This window comes from Cellvibrio sp. GW822-FHT04B05, from assembly GCF_058800985.1.
On record NZ_JBXAMU010000002.1, the window covers coordinates 928224 to 948324 of the forward strand.

The window sequence follows — 20101 nt, forward strand, 5'->3', positions numbered from 1 at the left end:
CTTTTGATAGATCTTGTGCCAACAGCCAGCAGAGTAAAATTACTCCCCTGATAAAAAACAAAAAAGGCACGCGAAGGTGCCTTTTTAATTTATAAGCGCTTACAAGCAAGCCAGCTGCAATTTACATATAGGCCTTGGTGAAAGCAGCTTTGGATTCCTGAATATAAGTGCGGACCTTCACTGCGTGGGACTCCCACAAAGCGCGATCTCTTTCATCAGAGAACGGGTTTTGGTCTTTGGCTACCGAACGATCAAATTTGTCATAAAATGTGATCACAGAAGAGGCAATTTGATTGAAACGCTCTTTAAACACCTGGGTTTCTTCCATAGTGCCGGTAGCTTTCATCATAAATTGCACAAACTCGGTATTAGAGCTGGAATAGTTTTGGTAGCTTTCTGCCTGCACGGTGAAATAATTGTTGATCTCCTGTAACGCCTCGTTGCGCACCGGCTCATCTTTACTCATCACACGTTTATAGTTTTCCTGACCTCGCCCCATGCCACCGGCAATCAGCGATTCCTTTAAATGCTTATCAAGGTCTTTGCGGAACCGGTCGACCTCACGTTGGATATCAATTAAATCTTTATCCAGCGCAACCACAGTATTTAATTCTTTTTCCAATTCCCCCAGAAAACCCTCTGCTTTAGAGAAGGTTTTCAAACCATTTTCTTCGGCAAATTTGCGCGTTTTACGATCCACACCGGCATTCTCATAAGCCACCTTATCAAAGGTAGTCGCCACTATGGTTTTAAAGGGCTCTGCAAATGCAGCATACGCACCTTGGGTCATCACATTCAACGTTGCAGTCGCGATATCGCCCAAGGGTTTCAGCAATGAATCCATGCGTGCTTTCTGGATAGGTGATGCCACCAGGCGCACATCATTTACAATACCTTTAAAGGTTTGGTAGCCAAGCGGGTTGGCCATCTTGCCGCGTTCGGACGTCGCCAACACCAAGGTCACACTGGAATAAATACCATTGGCGTATTCCAGATACTGACGCTGCACATCAATTTGTGCCGCGTAGTTTTTACCCAACGTGCGCAAAGCGTCGGCTTGCACCTGATAGTTTTTGTCATCGCGCAATTTGCCCAGAACTTCAGCAATCACTTTTTCCTGATTTTTTTGCAGGGCGGTATCCAACAGGATTTTTTCTACGCTGACATCATCTAACCACACCTTACCGTTGGTAATTTCAAAATCCAGACGCAGGTATTTTTTACCCGGATCATCGATAGAAATACGTTTGGCATGATATTCGGTTGAATCATTGCTGCCCAGGATTTGGCCAACCTGTACCCAACCGGTATCGGAATTTTGCGTTGGTGCCACCATCACATTGATTTTGTATTGCGTAGCGGGCGATGAAGTTTTAATCCAGAACTCCAGTGTACCTTGCTCACTCAAATTAACACGCGAGCGCACCGATGCTTCACCCTGCTCAATTTGCAGGGCGCCAGTGCTATTGCGCGCCTGTTCCTTGACCACTTTGGCACCGTACAGGAATGCCCACTTTTTGTTATCCGCATCAGTTTCAAAACCGTTTTTGAAAATGACCGATTTTTGCTGTGCCATTGCCGCTGTTGCCACAAGGCTGGCCGTACACAACAACACTATTTTTACGCCTGTTTTCAACATACTGTGCTCACAGTCCTTAATATTAAAAAACATTAAACAATATAAACTTAATATCACACCCGTTATTCAAGCAGACCTGGAATTCGCGCCTGCAAAAAAGTATCGACCAACACTTTGCGTTCGCCAAGTACACGCGGATAAGCCACTGGTTCATCGCGCAAACGCGTAATCGAATTCACATAACCATTCGCACCCCAGCGATTAGCACCAATCGGATTGGCAATGGGGTCGTCCAACACACGCTCAGCCGCAATAATTGTCCATCCCTGTTCAATTAAACGATCTATCAGCGCAACAATAAAATACGCGGCCAAATCATTTTCCTGTAATACCAGAATTTGTCTGGGTGAATAACCCAGCAAGTTAAATGCGCGGGCATCCTGTTGCATTAACGATTGCAGAATAAATTCAACATACGTCTTTTCCAGCACCGCTATATCCACATGACGATTGCTGCTGATTTTTTTCTGGTAGAGCTGATCAAGGTATTGATCTGCACCGCGCCACGGGTTGAAGCCGGTGAAAGCCGGATAATAGCCGCGCTCTTGCAGAAACTCGGCCAGCCCGCGCTGGAGATTTATATCGCCGGACTCATGCAAATACGAAAAATGCACATGTTGTTTATAGCCACTGTAGTTTTGCAAAATCCGGTTAGCTTTCAGGATGCCAATTTCATAAACATACAGATCACTTTTGCTCACCAAACTGTGATCGTGCCCGGCATTTACTAATAAATGGCCTTTATCGCTGTACAGCGCCAAACGCGCTTCACCTTTTTGATCAAGACCTTTGGTTTTGATCAAAAACATTGCCTGAGGTACACCTGCAGTCGCCAGATTGCGCACCAGCATTTGCGAACGCGCCATTGCATCCAGTGAAGTGGAAGGCTGCAACGTATTTTCAAAGGCAATTGCCAATTCACGGGCATGACCACTGCTGCTGATCACTGCAACGCCGATAAACAGCAAATGTCCGAACAACGTCTTGCATACCCATTTTTTCAGCACTGCCTAATCTCGCTCAGATAATGTTGTTGAAAAAATCCAATCAGGTAATTCATACAGCATTTAATTCATACAGCTCCAGGGGCAAACCATCCGGGTCCTGGAAAAACGTAAAGCGTTTTAATGTATATTCGTCAATACGAATAGGCTCTACTGCAACATCATTACTATTCAACCACGCAACACAAGCGTCAATATCGCGCACCACAAACGCCAGGTGGCGCAATCCGCAAGCCTCGGGTTGCGAAGGACGGGCGGGTGGATCGGGAAACGAAAACAATTCCAGCTGCGTGCCATTGGGTAATGCCAAATCCAACTTCCAGGATGCGCGCGCAGCACGATAATGTTCAGCGACAATCTGCAGCCCCAAAATCCGGGTATAAAAATGCTTGGACTTCTCATAATCCGAACAAATCAAGGCAACGTGATGGACAGCCTGCAATGTCGGTGGAACATTTGTCATTGTTTAACACTCAATGGAGAACCCATTTCAATCCGCAACCAGCCCTGCTTATTGCAGCAGCCTTTTAGTATAACCCTGGCCTTATATAAAATGATGGTTTTTGCCATGCTGTTTATATCCGGCCAAACCAAGCCATTCGCAGCCAAGAATATTCGAGGCTATGCTGCGGCTGCAAGGCTGTATCGGGGATGAATAACCGGCGCAGCTTGCTGCTTTAACACACCACGGTAGCTATACCGAGAGCGTCAAACGACAGGAATTGTTATGAATCTCACCCGCCGTCATTTTTTACAGAACGCCGGAGCCGCTGCCATCGCGCTGACCGCCTTCCGTCATTTATCCGTCCAGGCGGAAGCCTATGCGCTCGATCCTCATCACGGCATCGATAAATATGGCCCACTGGTTAAAGACCCTCGCAAAGTTATCGATTTACCCGCCGGGTTCCGCTACCAGATCATCGCCCGAACCGGCGATCCCATGAGCGATGGCTTGATTATGCCCGGCGCTCCCGATGGCATGGCCGCCTTTCCCGATCCAAACAATCCATCACGGACGCTTTTGGTCCGCAACCACGAATTAAGTTCATCCTGGGGGGATATAGATGCATTCAAAGGCAATAAAAAACTGGCAAGGGAATTCGTGGGTGATAAGGCCTACGACTTTTATCGCAAAGGCCTGCCCGCGAATGGCGGCACCACAACCCTGCTCTATAACCAGGGCGCCGGCAAGGTTGAACGCAGCCATTTAAGCCTCGCTGGCACTTCGCGTAATTGCTCCGGCGGAGCAACACCTTGGGGTTCCTGGCTTACGTGCGAAGAAACTACCTATGGCACAGACCAGGGCTTCGGCCGGGACCATGGGTTTGTATTTGAAGTGCCCTCGACGGCAACTGGACTGGTCACTGCTGTTCCGCTCCACGCCATGGGGCGATTCGCCCACGAGGCCTGCGCAGTCGATGTTACCAACGGCATTGTCTATCAAACCGAAGATGCGAAAAATGCACTTTTCTACCGTTTCATTCCCGCAAAACCGGGCGAGCTGCACAAAGGTGGCAGCCTGCAAGCACTGGTAATCCGCGATTGGTCCGGCGCCAATACCCGCAACTGGCTCGACGATACCGACCCGGGCAAACGCGACGTCACCATCGAACAGGAGTTTTTGTGCGATTGGATTGATCTGGATAATGTCACGGCACCCGCTGCCGATCTCGCGGCCCGAGGGCATGCAAAAGGAGCCGCTATTTTTGCCCGTTGCGAAGGATTGGCTTTTGCCTTGCGCGCCGATACTCGCCAACGGGAAGTATTTTTTACCGCAACTACCGGCGGCAATAAGGGGCTTGGACAAATTTGGCGTTACCAACCCAGCCCTTACGAAGGCACGCCGCGTGAACGCGAAGTACCGGGTAAGATCGCGCTGGTTTACGAGAGTCAGGATCGCGCTTATTTGGAGGGTTGCGACAACCTTACCATTGCGCCCTGGGGTGATTTGATTGTGTGTGAGGACAGCTATTCCAATGCAAAGGACAACGCCAACTATTTGCGCGGACTGACACCGCAAGGAAAAATTTATACGCTCGCGATGAGTGCGCATAAAGATAGAGGCGAATTCTGCGGTGCATGCTTCTCACCCGATGGCACGACCCTGTTCGTCAATATCCAACAACCGGGATTAACGCTTGCCATCACCGGCCCCTGGAAAAGTATTCGCCCCGTGTAAAAAAAATTTACTGCGCTAAAAAAATCCCGGCAAGTACCGGGACTTTCTATTTTCCTATTTTCCTATTTTCCTATTTTCCTATTTTCCTATTCTTTCTATCTTTTGCTATGTGTACTATTTGTGCCCGTTTTGTCGACGTAATTGATTTAATCCCGTCTTGATAAAGGTGAGCAAATCATCGGGGAAAAGCGGTTTGGAAAAATAATATCCCTGAACCAGGTCTACGCCCAAATCATAAATAATTTTATAATCTTCTTCAGTTTCCACACCTTCAGCAACCGTAGTGAGATTCAAATTTTTAGCCAGATCAACAGTGCTAGCCAAAATAGTGCGCTGTTGTGGTCGCGCTGCCGAACGATGCACCAACGAGCGATCTATTTTTAATTCGGTCGCCGGTACACGCGATAATTGCTGCGCATTCGCAAAGCCGGTGCCGTAATCATCAATCGCGATATGAAAACCTTTCAAGCGCAACCGCGCCAAGGTGCGAATCGCGCTCGCCAATTCGCCGAGCAACGCATTTTCAGTAATTTCAAAGGTGATTTCGGTAGGCGCTATACCGTAATCTTCCGAAAGTTTACATAGCCAATCCACCATATCCGAATCGGCCAGCGAAAGTGGCGATAAATTAAACGCAAGATTGAAACGCAAACCATAATTCTGCCAATTCTTTTTGTGCTGGAAAGCAACTTGCAAAAGATGGCGGGTGAGCACATCGATCATACCGTGGCGCTCAGCCAACGGAATAAATACACCGGGCGAAATCATACCTTTTTGCGGATGACGCCAACGCGCCAAGGCTTCAACACCTTTGAGCAATAAACCATGTACGGTGAGTTTAGGTTGATAGGCAAGAGTGAGTTCACCATTAGCCAATGCCTCACCCAACTCTACCGCAGTGACATCTTTTTCCGGTGATGGTTTGATTTCCTGCGCCTGTTGTTTTGCATCGTGAATGAAACGCAAAAAACTGCATTCAAGTGCATCCGGCAGCAACGGCTTTTGAAAGGTACCCAGCACATGCAAACCATCGGCTTCAGCCATGGTGCCCACACTTGCAATTAAAATGGGATCCTTTGCACTGAGGATAATGACGCTGCTGGCAATTTTCTTCTGCGCGATTGAGCGAATTAATTCGACGCCGTCCATGATCGGCATTTCAAGATCGATCAACACCACATCGACAGGGTGAGCTTCCAACACACTTAACGCATCAACACCATTAGCTGCGTCGTGGAGATCCTTAACGCCTAAATCCAGACACAATTCTTTAGCGTACTGACGCTGGGTCAAACTGTCATCAGTGACCAATACGCTTAATTCGGAAATCACCGACTTCATGCCTTGCCTCCCAATACCGCAGGAATTTGGGATAAAGGCATCACTTCTTTCGCTGCGCCCAAGCTAATAGCTTCTTTGGGCATACCAAATACGACACAGGATTGTTCATCCTGTGCGATAGTTCTGCAGCCCACTTGTCGCATTTCCAATAATCCCCTCGCGCCATCGTCGCCCATACCGGTCATGATAATTCCCATCGCATTGCGCCCTGCTGCGCGTGCAGCTGAGCGAAACAACACATCAACCGATGGACAATGGCGATTCACACTGGGGCCGCGAAATACTTTCGCAATATATTGCGCACCCGAACGCTGCACCTCAAGGTGATGCCCACCAGGTGCGATAAGTACACGCCCCGGAATCAAACGATCACCGCTCTCCGCTTCTTTCACATCCACTTCGCATAAACCATCCAGGCGTTTGGCAAAGGCGGCGGTAAATTTTTCGGGCATATGTTGTACAACGGCGATGCCAGGGCAGGTGCGCGGAATTTTACTGAGGATTTCCTCCAGTGCTTGCGTTCCGCCGGTGGAGGTACCGATCACGATAATTGTGTCGGTAGTGGCAGTCATGCTGACCAAATCAGTCGCAGGTATTACCGGTGCTACTTTTTTTGCTTCGCCAATATGTACACGGCGCGCAACATGGGCGCCAGCTGCACCGCGCACGGTTTGCCAGAGCAAATGCTTTGCCTCTAACAGAAAATCTTTTACACCCAGCTGGGGCTTGGTGATGATATCAATTGCACCTGCGGATAATGCCTGCAAAGTAAGCTCAGCGCCCTTTTCTGCCAGGGATGAGCAAATAATTACCGGCGTCGGCTTTTCCTGCATTAAATGACGCAGGAAAGTCAGGCCATCCATACGCGGCATTTCGATATCCAGCAAAATCACATCGGGCCATTTCTTTTGCATTTGCTGCCGGGCAAAAATAGGATCCGATGCAGTGGCGTAGACATTAATGTCGGGTGCCTCATTGAGCACGGCACTGAGCACTTGGCGCACCACGGCTGAGTCATCCACTACCAACACATTAATTGTCATAATCTCTCAACTTTTCAGCGCATTTATATGTTGATCAACTCACGATAAAGCACCGGCACTGGCGACCCGGTAATAACCAAGTATTGTCGATCAAATTGTTATTTCAATTATTCAAGGCTCATTCATTTGATAAAGTTTTAATTGGATCTCGCCTGTGGACATCACCAACATTAACGAACGCGAGATTCTCCCACCGACATCCGTTTGCGTAGGCTGGAGCTTTTCGCGATGCAACCATTGACGCGCAAAGGCAATATTGTCATGCCCGATAGACGTCGGTGAGCTGTATGCAAACATATCACCGCCACCAAAAATCCCGATCTGGTATTCGCCAATGCCAGCGTAGGCCTGCATTGCCCTTTTCATTTCCGCCAAGGCGTGGACGGCATAACGACAATCAATCCGCTTGGGCTCCGCCTTTTTATGGCTGGGCTCGTTCGCCAGTAGATAGTGGCACATGCCACCTACCTTAAGTGTTGGATGCCATGCTGTCATGGCAACACAAGAACCCAACACTGTGTGTAACCGTTCGTAGTCCGCACCAAAATACCACTCGCCCGGATGGATGCTATGCAGTGGTTTAACGAGCGGCACTACGGCCATAGAATCACCGCCCCGCTAAACGATAAATAGCGGGCCTCACTGGCACAAAACGGGTACTCATCCCATGCAAGCTTTCTGAGTGGCCGACAAATAATATGCCGCCGGGAGTCAATTTTTCTGCAATTCTATCCAAAATTTTTGCCTTGTTTTCATTCTCAAAATAAATCAGTACGTTGCGCAAAAAAACCAAATCAAATTTACCAATATCGGGAAAGTCCTCATGCAAATTCAAGGTAAAAAATTGCACAACCTGACGCAGGTCTGAAATAACACGCACATTACCCTGCTGTGGACCAACCCCTTTGCGACAAAACCGGCGCAAATATTCCGGTGGAATATTTTTCACGCGCATATCCGGATAAATACCGATTTTGGCCTGTTCCACTACACTCCGATTCACATCGGAGCAAAGTAATTCCCACTCACAGGGGCAACGGTCTTTCAACACCATTGCAATACTGTAGGGCTCCTCGCCAGTAGAAGAAGCAGCACTCCATACCCGAAACTTACCGCCCGATCTCAGCTTGGGAAGAATTTCCTCCTGCATATAATCGAAATGCTTTTGCTCACGAAAAAAGTAAGTTTCGTTAGTCGTAATTAACTCCAACGCAACACTTAATTCAGCCTTTCCTTGTGGGCTTTGGATAAGACGATAGTAATCGCCAAATCCATTTACTTTACAGGCCTGCAAACGCTTCCATAAACGATTGCTCAACAATGCTTTTTTTTGCTCTGGTAAAAAAATTCCCAACTTATCCTGTATCAGTTGTTGAAACAGCTGAAACTCTTTATCCGAGGGGATGGGCGTTGCCGATTCCATTGTCATAACGTGACTCACTATCATCTAACCTCTATTATCAGGGCAATGTCGTTACCTGAATGTAACGCACAAATTTTTATCATCATTACCTGAGTCCGCTAACAACCGTTTCCCTGTCCACCTGTGTCACTTACGAATAACGGATAAAATCTTTATCCAACTCATCATCGCTAAATGCTTTTCTATCGGATTTTTTCTCGCTACTTTTGCGTAGCCCTGTAGGAAGTGCCGATTTGGTTACGCGAGTGAATGCCGAACGCGAATCCTGGTTTGATAAGGTGAAATAACTCACTGCATCTTGCAGGCGCATTGCCTGTGAGCTGAGCTCTTCCGATGTCGAACTCAACTCTTCCGCTGCAGCTGCATTTTGTTGCATGGTTTGACTCACCTGCCCAATCGCGGCATTGATTTGGTTAACGCCTGCCGTTTGCTCGGTCGAGGCAGCTGCAATCTCTTGTACCAAATCTGCAGTCTTACGAATTGAGGGAACCATCTCTTGCAATAACTTGCCTGCGGTGTCGGCCTTATCTACTGTTTCACCGGCTAGCGAACCTATCTCTTGCGCTGCCACTTGACTGCGTTCAGCCAATTTGCGCACCTCTGAAGCAACTACCGCAAAACCACGCCCGTGTTCGCCCGCACGGCCCGCTTCAATTGCTGCATTGAGCGCGAGCAAATTGGTTTGATAAGCAATGTCATCAATCACACCAATACGATCGGCAATTTTTTGCATCGCGGTCACTGTACTCGCGACGGCAGAGCCACCGGTCGCTGCATCAATGGCCGCCTTTTGCGCCATACCATCGGTGATGCTCGCATTTTCGTTGTTCTGCATAATTGAGGCTGACATTTCTTCCATCGATGCAGAGGTTTCTTCAACGCTTGCCGCTTGCACCGATGCACCCTTGGCAAGTGATTGTGCAGTTGCATTCACTTCTTCAGAGGCAGAGGCCAAGGCATCGGCTGAACTGCGCACTTCACCCAATACTTGCGATAGCGTGTTCGACATTTCGCGAATCGTCGCTAACATACTGGTGGTATCACCTTGTTTGGTAATCACCTGCTGGGTTAAATCACCGGTTGCAATTTTTGCCAAAACTGCCGCAGCATAATCTGGTTCGCCACCTAATTGACGCAACAGATTGCGCGCGATAAAAAATCCAATCAATGCAATAGCAACCAATGTTATTGATGCGATCACAACTGATAAAAATGCAGCTTCTGATTTTGTTTCCAATGCAGTATTTTTAGCATTATTAGCCAGCTCGATATTGTAAGCAGCATGCTCTTCCAATGTAGCAGCCAATAATCTCGCATCCTCACCCGATTTCTCCATCAATGCGAGCGCCACATCGGTTTGGCCTTTTTTGGCCGCTGCTAATATCCCGGGAATATGACTGACAAATTTTTCAAACATCTGCTTGTCGGCTGCCAATAGCGCTTTGTCTTTCTCATGATCGGTGAAGGTTTCATATTGTTTCATTCCATCGCTGGAATCCTTTATTGCCTTATTAAGGTCTACTTCGAGTTTCTCAACCTGTGCAGGGTCAGTGTTTAATACAAAGCGGCTTAAGCGAATGCGCGACCGGTAAACATTACTCTGGATGTCAGATAACAAATTCATACTGGGGATAACATTCTCATTACTGTAATTGGTCTGCTCAAATACATTATTAATCTGTATTTGGGCTGCACCGGCTAGAATTACAATTCCCAGTAAAGCAGCAGCCACCAGAAAAATCATTTTTTTGGCTACGGTCATTTTTAACTCCATAAAATTTTAATTTAAATGCACTCAGTATCCGGGATTAGCTGGACTACTCAGCTGTAGCGTACAAAATTCTTATCCAATTCATCATCACTAATAGAGCCAATGGCTTTATTGCCACCAGATCTGGTCTTATTGATTGTTGCTATCTTTTTATTGATGGGCTTAACCGTTTTACCTGGACCATCACTACCTAATTTGAAATAGGTCATTGATTCCTGCAGGCGAATAGCTTGGGCACTCATTTCTTCCGAAGTAGAACTTAACTCTTCCGATGCCGCTGCATTTTGTTGCAACGTCTGGCTTACCTGACCGATTGCACCGTTAATTTGCGACACTCCTGCATTTTGTTCAGATGATGCCGCCGCTATTTCCTGTACCAGATCCGCCGTTTTACGAATCGCGGGCACCATATCTCGCAACATAATTCCTGCATTTTCTGCGCGTTTAACCGTATCGAGTGCGAGCGTACCTATTTCTTGCGCGGCCACCTGACTGCGCTCTGCCAATTTGCGCACCTCCGATGCGACTACCGCAAAACCGCGTCCGTGTTCACCCGCACGCCCGGCCTCAATTGCAGCGTTCAGTGCAAGCAAATTGGTTTGGTAGGCAATGTCGTCGATAACGCTGATCCGTTCAGCGATTTTTTGCATCGCCTCCACAGTTCCCATCACTGCTTCACCACCTGTCGCTGCATCGCGCGCCGCTTTTTGAGCCATGCCATCGGTCACTTTTGCGTTCTCACTGTTTTGCGAAATCGATGCAGACATTTCCTCCATTGACGCCGAGGTTTCTTCCACACTGGCCGCTTGAATCGAAGCACCTTTAGCGAGCGATTGCGCCGTGGCATTCACTTCTTCCGAGGCCGACGACAATGCATCGGCCGAGCTGCGCACATCGCCAATAATATCGGCCAACTGTTTGCTCATATTGGCAACGCTTGCAAGTAATGAGCTGGTGTCTCCCCGCTTAAGTTGGATGTCGACATTGAGATGTCCTTCCGCTACTTGCGACACCACCTCAGCCGTATAAGAAGGCTCACCGCCCAATGTCTTGAACATATCGCGAAAAATAAACGTCATGACCGCAATAATAATGATCGATGCACTAAAACAAATGATCAGCAACAAACGTACGGTGTCGCTGTATATTTTTTCAGTTTTTACATCGGAATCCAGCATATACTGATCGAAACCTTTAGTGGTATTATCAGCCAGTGTTTGCATTTGACTACTGGCTTCCCGATCCATACCACTGACCAATTTATCGACTGCCTTTCCAGCATTTGCATTTTCCTGATCAAAACTTTTTAGTGCCTCGCGATAATTTTTTCCCAGTTCCGTATGTTCTTTTTGCAACTTGACAACCGCATCTGTTGGCTCGCCCTCCTGCTTTTGAAGTTCCAATGCATTGGCAAGGTGCTTTTGTACGGTCGCTTCTGCCTCGATAAAGCCATCAACATATTTGGTAAATTGCTCCGCATCGTTACCGCGGATCAGAATATTTTTCCATTCCTGCACCTGTGTTTTAAAAACAATTGCGGCACTCTGGATTTCCACCAATATCCCGGAGCGAAGCTTGCTGTGCATAGCGGTCTCATCAACCACTGTGTTGTATGAACGGATTTGCAAATAGGCAGTAATGCCCAAGGTCGACAGTCCCAGGACAATCAACGTACTAAGCAATAAAATTTTAAACTTCAAGCTAAGGTTATTGAACATGGCTATCGTCTCACGATTTTGTATTATTGATATGGAATGCAATTATTGCAGCTGCGCCTCAACCAAATGGGCCAGCTCGCGAATCGACAGGGCATTATTTGCATCCAGCAATACCACAAACTCATCATCGCGCTTGGCAATCCCCTGAATAAAATCAGCGCGGATGTTGGCACCAAACGACGGTGCATCTTCAATATTTTCATCATTCATTTCGATCACTTCACTGACAGAATCTGCCAGCAAGCCGAGCACATGGTTTTGCTCATTGTTTTGCAATTCAACCACAATGATACAAGTGCGCTTTTGCACTTCAATCGGCTTGCGTCCCAAGCGCACTGCCAGATCAATAACCGGCACTACTTCACCGCGCAAGTTAATAACACCGCGCAAAAAATTAGGCATGAGAGGTACTTCGGTAATACCGCTGTATTCAATAATTTCGCGGGTTTGGGATAACTCCAAACCGTAGTTTTCATGGCCGATGCGAAAGGTCAGATATTGCTTAATCACTTCAGCTGACTGACTCTTTTTTTGTCTGCTTGGCTGGTTCATTGTTCCTGCTCCTGCGCACTTACTGAAAAGGCATTGTTGCGTACATGTTCGCGGTTGATGGCGAAACCGATTAACTGTTGGATATCAAGAATCAACGCCACGGCTCCGGTACCTAACAAACTGGACCCGCCGATGCCTTTAAGCGCTTGAAAAATGGGCCCCATGGGTTTTACCACTGTTTGAATTTCGCCGTGCAACTCATCTACCACTATGCCCGCCCGTTTTTCACCGAACTGAACTACTACAATTTTTTCGCGACTGTAATCTTTTGGTTGTAGCGAAAAAATTTCACGCAGGCGAATATAGGGAACTTGCTCACCGCGCAAATTCACACAATTTTGGCCCTGTACATGATTCAATGAATTGAGGTCCACACATTCAAGGATGGTATTTTGCGGCACAATAAAATCGATGAGCCCGGCAGTCACATGAAAGCCGTCAATGATCGCCAATGTCAGCGGTAAACGAATACTAAAGCTGGTTCCCACACCGACTTCACTTTCAATTTCAATACCGCCTTGCAACTCTTCGATATTGCGTTTCACTACATCCATTCCCACACCGCGACCGGACAGATTGGTAACCTGTTCGGCAGTGGATAAACCGGGGTGGAAAATCAATTGGAACAACTCCTGACGAGAGAGATGGATGCCCTCTTCCAGAATGCCGTTGGTGATCGCTTTTTTGCGAATTTTTTCCACATCCAAACCGCCACCATCATCGTGGATACCGATAACGATATTGCCGGCATCATGACGCGCCGTGAGTTTGATAGTGCCGCTATCCGGCTTGTTACGAGTCTGCCGCACCGCCACAGATTCAATACCGTGATCCATCGCATTGCGCACGATATGCATCAGTGGATCATTCAATTTCTCTACCATTGAACGGTCGAGTTCGGTTTCGGCGCCTTCAATTTCCAACTCAATTTCTTTGCCAATGGTTTTGGCAGTATCGCGCACAACGCGTTTGAATTTTTGGAATGTATCGCCAATTGGCACCATACGTAATGTCAGTGCAGCATCGCGGATTGCCTCAGTAAAATTCCCCATTGAGGTGACCGCTTCAATCAATGTGGGATTACCCATCTTGGATGACAGCAAATCGACACGCTGGCGATTAATGACCAGTTCACCGATTAAATTGATCAGAACATCCAACCGTTCGGCATCAACGCGAATAAAACGATTTTCGCCACTGGTTTTTTTCTCGCTGATTTTCTTTTGTTTATCGAGTGCCGCATTGACAATTTCCGGCGCAATGACTTGCTCCTCAATCAGGATATCGCCAAGCATTCCCACCGCACCTGCACTTTTCGCCTGTTGCTTTTGGGTAGCCAATGCAGCGTCCAATTCCTGAAAACTGATCGCGTGGCTCTTCACCAAAATTTCTCCCAGACGCTGGGCATTTTCCGGCAAAGATTGAATCAGGTTGACGTAAGCCTGGATGTTACTGCGTGGCGGAATCAGTTTGAGATCTGAATCATCGCGCACAAACATAAAGGCATCTTCAATTTGCTGCTGCGATGCGTTGCTAACCAACGTAATTTCAAAACCGAGATACAACTGCTCGGGATCGTAATTATTAAATTCCGGCAAATGCTCGGTAATAGTGACGATATGGGTGATCTCACCCAGCGTGCGCAGGAAGCGCAGGATAGATAAAGGATCCATACCATTGCGCAATAAATCCGGCCCCAGGCGCACAGAAATATGCCAGGCCTCGTAATCGGATTCAGCTCCATCAAGCCCATACGGCGGTGTTCCCGCTGAAACGGACGCAGGTGCCTGCGCTGCTGTTTTTGATGAAGGCTCCAGCCAGGGTGATAAGGAATCCAACAGTGCCTTACCATGTGCGAGGCACTCGGCATCGTTGGGATTATCGTGCATGGCATTTTCCACCAAAGTCGCGATGTGATCGCGACAAGGTAATAAAATACTTAATAAATCACCTGTGACAGTAATTTTTTCATCGCGAGCGCGATCCAAAACGTTTTCAACAATGTGCGTAAAACTGACAATATCATTCAACCCAAATAAACCAGCGGAACCTTTGATCGTGTGCGCGGCACGAAAGATTTCGTTAATGGTTTCCATATCCTTATCACCCTCGTCCATACGCAGCAATGCGGCTTCCATGGAGTTGAGCAAGTCCTCCGCTTCCGCGAAGAACGTTTGCAAGGCACCGTCGAGGTTCATAGTGGGGAGTTCCTTATGATTCCAGGGCAAACTGGCTGTTGACATCAAGCGCCGTCAATACACTTTCTACTGACTCATTGCTTTTGATAATAAATACTGAGCGATGCACCGTGTTAAAAAACTTTTTCGCGAATAATAGCAATTGCACACCGGCGGTATCTATTTCGCTGACTGCAGCTAAATCCAATGCAACTTTATCGGAGAGCTTTTCGTAATCAGCAAACAACTCATCTTTAATTTGTGCAACATAATAGATAGTCAGATCGCCTTCGAATACCAACGTCGTTGTATCCTTGCTCTTTTTGCGCGAAATATTCATATTCACTTTTCTCGTTAGATCAGCATTGATACAGCTTGCAACATTTGCTCAGGTCGGAAAGGCTTTACAATCCAGGCTTTGGCACCGGCGGCTTGGCCCTCGCGTTTTTTCTCTTCTGCACCTTCAGTGGTCAGCATAATTACGGGGGTGAATTTGTAATTGGCTTTGGTTTTCATTTCTTTCAGAAACGTAATGCCGTCCATGTTCGGCATATTCACATCCGAGATCACCAGATTAATTTTTTGCCCATCCAACTTGGTCAATGCATCCTTACCATCACTCGCTTCAACTACTGTGTAGCCGGCACCGCGCAACGCGATACCTACTACCTGGCGCACACTGGCCGAGTCATCAACTACAAGAATTACTTTGGACATTCACTACTCCTAAAAAAACGTGATTTCTGAATTATTGGAACCTTTGGTTTGCGATCCACCGCGATGGATATCAACCTGTTCCAGTGTGGTGTAAGTTTTTTGCAGCGAACGCAACCATTCTTTGGTATCAATCGCTACTACTGGTTCGCCGTGGCGCAAGCGCGTCTCCTGATCGGCGATAGCGCCAACCAGTTTTTCCATATCGTCAATAACGTGTCCCAAAATTTGGCTGACACGATCCTGGAATTGCAGATTTACCAATACCTCCTCAACACTCGATTGAACGGCGGCACTTTCCTGTTCCAGAATATGGGCAGACTGCAAAATGTTTTCGCTGGAATTTTGAAATTGTTCGAGTACTTGCGAGATAGATGTTTCAGATTTTGCGAGGCGGGAATTGTCTTCGGCGGCGTATTCTGCTGTTCTATCCAGTGTGGTCTGCAATGCGGAATTCACTTGTTCGATCCGGCGACCAATACGCGCACCGGTTTCACCCGAGCGCGTAGAAAGCGTGCGAACCTCATCAGCTACTACCGCAAAACCGCGACCGTATTCACCCGCGCGCGCCGCTTCGATTGCCGCATTCAGTGCGAGCAAATTGGTTTGCGATGCAATGCCCGCTACTTCTGCGCTCATCCCGCTTAATTCAACGGTAATTTTTGAGAGACCGGAAATTTCCGTTAATAACTCGTCACGCTGATCAATCGCCTGGCGCAGTGTGTGGGTGATCTGGCTCAATTCGTCGTTGGCAAAATGAATTACGCCACCCAAACCGTTATCGCCTTTCATACTGCTTGCAGTTGTTGATGAGCTGGCAACGGCGGCTTGGAGGCGATGGTGTATCTCAGAAAAACGTCCCACCAATTCAGTAATGCTGGTTTCCAGTTGGCTGCGCGCCAATTCGGTTTGACGCTGCCACAGCGGCAGGATTTCTTTTAATAAATGTTGATAGTTTTCCAGTAAGGGTTGATAGGTTTGTGCGAGTTCCTGCATGCCGCGCGCTTTTAACAAAGCCGATTGTGAATCACTCTCTTGTTTCACCATTTGTGCGACCTGCCCCCAGGCAACCGCAGCAGCGCCGATCAGCACTACCAGCACGAGCACTTTCCAGACAATCGATAACGCCGTGAGCGTGATTAAAACCACGCCAACAATAGTCAACAGCGCAATAGACCCCATTACTAAAACCTGTGATGAACCGCGCTGATGATGTGATGCAGAAAAAGAACGGGGCGCACGCGCATTAGGATAGTTATTACTCATTGGTTTAATCCGTCAAATTCAGTTGCAAAAGCTCAGCGCTTGATAAGAAGTTATCACTGCGCAAACTGCTGTCAGGTGGGTTAACTAGGTATAGACGGCGTTTATATAGGTGTCAAAGACGCACCCCTGAGTGAATCTACTCATATCCAGGAGTGACAATATGAAGAAAATCATTACACGGGAACCGAACATAAATCATCGCTATCAACTTGCATGACACAAAATGGCGGGCTGATCTTTGCAGAGAGAAAGGGTAAGTAACCAAGCAGCAAGATTGACTATTGGGATGTGACAAATAACACACGATAAAAAAAGGAGCAAAAGTGCGCTGACTTTTGCTCCTTTTTTTATCCCGATCAGGTAAAGCAGATCAGCGATAGCAAGTTTGACTCATCAACCGGTATTGCGCATACCCGCCGCGATGCCTGCCATGGTTACTTTAAGCGCACGTTCAAGATCCGGACTGATGTTTTCACTGCTGCGGTAACGTTTGAGCAACTCGGCTTGCAGATAGTTGAGTGGATCGACGTAGGGCTTACGCACTTCCAGCGACTGGCGCAGCATCGGGTCATCGGCCAGCAAAACATCCTGCTTTTTCATCTGGTTGATCAGGCCTTCCAGAGCCAGCAAATCGCCACGCAATTCCTGCCCCAAACCGCGATATTCAACCGGCACTAACTGCTCTTCGTAGTAGGTGCAAATAGGGCCATCGGCTTTACCGATTACCATTTCCAGCAGGTCGAGGAAGCTGGAGAAGAATGCCCAGTTACTCACCATATCTTGCAACAGCAATGGATCATTTTGCAGCGCATATTCAAACGCCTGACGGGTTCCCAACCAAGCGGGCAAGTTCAAACGCACCTGCGTCCAGGCAAATACCCAGGGGATAGCGCGCAGGCTTTCTACACCACCAGTTGATTTACGCTTGGCCGGACGGCTGCCCAATGCCAGCAAGCTCAGCTCCTGTTCAGGAGTCAGGTTGCGGAAGTAAGGAACGAAATCTTTGTGGCCGCGCACAATGGCACGATAAGCCTCAAGACTGGCAGTGCCCATACGTTCGATCAGGTCGCGCCATTCAGGTTTAGGTGCAGCGTTTGGCGCCATAGTGGCACGCAGGGTCGCTACCACATAGGAAGACAAGCTGCTGAAGGCAACGCGCGGCAAACCAAATTTGTAGCGGATCATTTCGCCCTGCTCGGTCACACGGATACGGCCTTTGACCGAACCGGGTGGCTGGGACGCCATCGCTTTCTCTACCGGGCCGCCGCCGCGGCCAACGGTACCGCCACGGCCGTGGAACAGCACCAGCGATACATCAAACTTATCCGCCAGCGCAACCAGTTTCTCTTGCGCCTTGTATTGCGCCCAGGTTGCCGCCAGTTTGCCCGCGTCTTTTGCCGAGTCGGAGTAGCCGATCATCACGGTTTGTTGATGGGCTGAATATTGTTGATACCACTCCAGATTCCACAAACGCTCCATCACAATCGGGGCGCGATCCAGGTCATCAAGGGTTTCAAACAGCGGAACAATCGGTATATTCCAGGTCATGCCGCACTCTTTCAACAAGAGCGCAACGGCCAGCACATCTGAAGGTTGCTGCGCCATGGAAATAACATAATGCGACAGAATTTCGCGCGGCTCGTGCGCAACGATGCGGCACGTCGCCAATACTTCAGCGGTATCGTCACTCATCGGCCAGCTGATTGGCATCAGCGGACGTTTGCTATCCAATGATTCCAACAGGAACGCCTGGCGCTGCTCTTCCGGCCATTCGCGATAATTGCCCAAGCCCAAATACTGCACCAGCTCATCAATCGCCTGCACATGGCGGTCACCGTCCTGACGGATATCGAGCGGCACCAGGTTAATACCGAAGCAGTGAATGCGGCGAATAGTGTCAACCAAGGGGCCGTTAGCGATGTGCGGCAAACCAACATCATTAAGTGAGCGGAAGCAGAGCATCAAAGGCGACAATAGATCTTCGCGGCTGGTAATCAGGTCAACCGGTAATTCGACCGAGCGACCTTGCAGGCGCGCTTCAGCCCATTCAAGGGTAGCCTGGATACGACGACGCAAGTCAAACATCACATCGCGATAAGGGGTGGTGCTGTCAGGATAAAGGGCACGCAACTCTTCACTCGCCTCGATCATGCTCAGATCGCCGCCCAGGCTGTAAACATCGCGCGAGTACAGCTCGGCCGCCATCCAGCGACCCAGTAACAGCACTTCACGGGTAATTTTGTGGGTCACATTCGGGTTGCCGTCGCGGTCGCCGCCCATCCACGAATAGAATTTGATCGGGCGCAAATCGACTGGCAGGGACTCACCCAAATGACGGGAGCAGAGGCGATCCAAATGACGGATAAAGTCCGGCACGGCTTGCCAGAGGCTGTTTTCGATAACCGCAAAGCCCCACTTGGCTTCATCAACCGCCGTCGGGCGGGTGGTGCGGATTTCATCGGTAGCCCAGATTTCTTCCACCAAACGGTGCAAGCGGCCACGCAATTTGTCTTGTTCGAAGCCCAACAAACTGCCGTTCTGGCGATCGGCAAGGGTATCGACGATCTGGTCGTATTTACGGATCAGGGTGCGCCGGGTTACTTCAGTCGGGTGCGCCGTCAGTACCAGCTCAATACGCAACTTGCTGATGATCTGGGTCAGGGCAGCTTTGCCGTGAATCCCGGCAAATTCCTGGATCATGGTTTGTAAACTGTCATCGCGCTCGGCTTCGGCGCTGGAGAAATATTCCTGGTCGGCAATATTGGCGAGGTTCAGGAATTGGTTGAATGCGCGCACTATCGGCAAGATGTCCTGGTCGTCCAGGCTGCTCAGCATGGCAACCAGCGGCGCAGAGTCGCCACTTTCCGCTTTGGTGATTGCCTTGCCCAACTTGCGAATACCTTCTACTTTGGTAAACAGATCTGCACCTTCGTGGGCATGGATTGTTTCACCTAAGAGCTCCCCCAGCAGGCGGACATTTTCGCGCAGGGTTTCAGGCAGCTTTAACATTGGGCATCTCCAACAATAGAGGGATTAAAAAACACACAAGCGAATCACCAAAAGCGGGCGGCATTCTACGCCATCGCCCCTGTGATGGGTAGAAAATGGCAGCAGGATTAGCTTACTTAATGATAAAAACTCGCATTATCGAATTATTCAGACTTTTTCGCGGCCGCGCAGATTACAAAGGTGCAAGCCACGATGCAAGCGCACCAAACAGCAGCGGTCGGGCTGTCCGCACGAATTGCGCGGAATTTAGGCAACGGGGCAGCCG

Annotated in this window: 16 protein-coding genes; 1 reads left to right on the plus strand and 15 read right to left on the minus strand. The window is 48.5% G+C overall.

What is annotated here, in order from left to right; translation table 11 throughout:
• Positions 1 to 121: 121 nt before the first annotated feature.
• From bdpA to gloA2, 3 genes are all read right to left on the minus strand, one after another.
• Entirely contained in the window at positions 122 to 1639 is a 1518-nt protein-coding gene (gene bdpA / locus AC1RJL_RS09530) for a BAR domain-like protein A BdpA (protein ID WP_492913269.1), read from the minus strand.
• A 62-nt stretch (positions 1640 to 1701) separates the two neighbouring features.
• A complete protein-coding gene (locus tag AC1RJL_RS09535) occupies positions 1702 to 2646 on the minus strand; it encodes a polysaccharide deacetylase family protein (protein ID WP_492913271.1) in 945 nt (314 codons plus the stop codon).
• 49 nt (positions 2647 to 2695) lie between these two features.
• On the minus strand, positions 2696 to 3106 hold the full coding sequence (gene gloA2, locus AC1RJL_RS09540; protein WP_492913273.1) for an SMU1112c/YaeR family gloxylase I-like metalloprotein: 411 nt from the start codon (positions 3104 to 3106) through the stop codon (positions 2696 to 2698).
• Positions 3107 to 3370: 264 nt separating this feature from the next.
• Here gloA2 and AC1RJL_RS09545 point away from each other — a divergent pair, with 264 nt between their 5' ends.
• A complete protein-coding gene (locus AC1RJL_RS09545; protein WP_492913275.1) occupies positions 3371 to 4822 on the plus strand; it encodes an alkaline phosphatase PhoX in 1452 nt (483 codons plus the stop codon).
• Between the two features lie 114 nt (positions 4823 to 4936).
• On the opposite strand, the gene AC1RJL_RS09550 is transcribed toward AC1RJL_RS09545, so the two are convergent.
• The 12 genes from AC1RJL_RS09550 to ppc form a co-directional block, all read right to left on the minus strand.
• Positions 4937 to 6163 carry an EAL domain-containing response regulator gene (locus tag AC1RJL_RS09550; RefSeq protein WP_492913277.1) on the minus strand — a complete coding sequence of 409 codons (1227 nt, stop codon included), beginning with the start codon at positions 6161 to 6163 and terminating at the stop codon, positions 4937 to 4939.
• Positions 6160 to 7206, minus strand: coding sequence for a protein-glutamate methylesterase/protein-glutamine glutaminase (locus AC1RJL_RS09555; protein WP_492913279.1), 1047 nt, complete (start codon positions 7204 to 7206; stop codon positions 6160 to 6162). Before AC1RJL_RS09555 ends, AC1RJL_RS09550 begins: the two co-directional genes overlap by 4 nt.
• Before the next feature lie 111 nt (positions 7207 to 7317).
• Complete coding sequence (locus AC1RJL_RS09560) at positions 7318 to 7809, minus strand: chemotaxis protein CheD (protein WP_492913281.1); 492 nt, start codon at positions 7807 to 7809, stop codon at positions 7318 to 7320.
• Between the two features lie 4 nt (positions 7810 to 7813).
• Positions 7814 to 8635 (minus strand): CheR family methyltransferase, encoded by an 822-nt coding sequence (locus tag AC1RJL_RS09565; RefSeq protein ID WP_492913283.1) that lies wholly within the window; start codon positions 8633 to 8635, stop codon positions 7814 to 7816.
• 124 nt (positions 8636 to 8759) lie between these two features.
• Complete coding sequence (locus AC1RJL_RS09570; protein WP_492913285.1) at positions 8760 to 10391, minus strand: methyl-accepting chemotaxis protein; 1632 nt, start codon at positions 10389 to 10391, stop codon at positions 8760 to 8762.
• A gap of 59 nt (positions 10392 to 10450) precedes the next feature.
• Positions 10451 to 12118, minus strand: coding sequence for a methyl-accepting chemotaxis protein (locus AC1RJL_RS09575; RefSeq protein WP_492913287.1), 1668 nt, complete (start codon positions 12116 to 12118; stop codon positions 10451 to 10453).
• A 42-nt stretch (positions 12119 to 12160) separates the two neighbouring features.
• Positions 12161 to 12670, minus strand: a complete 510-nt coding sequence (locus AC1RJL_RS09580) for a chemotaxis protein CheW (RefSeq protein WP_492913289.1) — start codon at positions 12668 to 12670, stop codon at positions 12161 to 12163.
• Positions 12667 to 14868, minus strand: coding sequence for a chemotaxis protein CheA (locus tag AC1RJL_RS09585; RefSeq protein ID WP_492913291.1), 2202 nt, complete (start codon positions 14866 to 14868; stop codon positions 12667 to 12669). Before AC1RJL_RS09585 ends, AC1RJL_RS09580 begins: the two co-directional genes overlap by 4 nt.
• Positions 14869 to 14881: 13 nt before the next feature.
• Positions 14882 to 15187 (minus strand): STAS domain-containing protein, encoded by a 306-nt coding sequence (locus tag AC1RJL_RS09590; RefSeq protein ID WP_492913293.1) that lies wholly within the window; start codon positions 15185 to 15187, stop codon positions 14882 to 14884.
• A gap of 14 nt (positions 15188 to 15201) precedes the next feature.
• Positions 15202 to 15564, minus strand: a complete 363-nt coding sequence (locus tag AC1RJL_RS09595; protein WP_133685375.1) for a response regulator — start codon at positions 15562 to 15564, stop codon at positions 15202 to 15204.
• Between the two features lie 9 nt (positions 15565 to 15573).
• Positions 15574 to 16827, minus strand: coding sequence for a methyl-accepting chemotaxis protein (locus AC1RJL_RS09600; RefSeq protein ID WP_492913295.1), 1254 nt, complete (start codon positions 16825 to 16827; stop codon positions 15574 to 15576).
• Between the two features lie 393 nt (positions 16828 to 17220).
• Complete coding sequence (gene ppc / locus AC1RJL_RS09605) at positions 17221 to 19836, minus strand: phosphoenolpyruvate carboxylase (protein WP_492913297.1); 2616 nt, start codon at positions 19834 to 19836, stop codon at positions 17221 to 17223.
• Between the last annotated feature and the right edge of the window lie 265 nt (positions 19837 to 20101).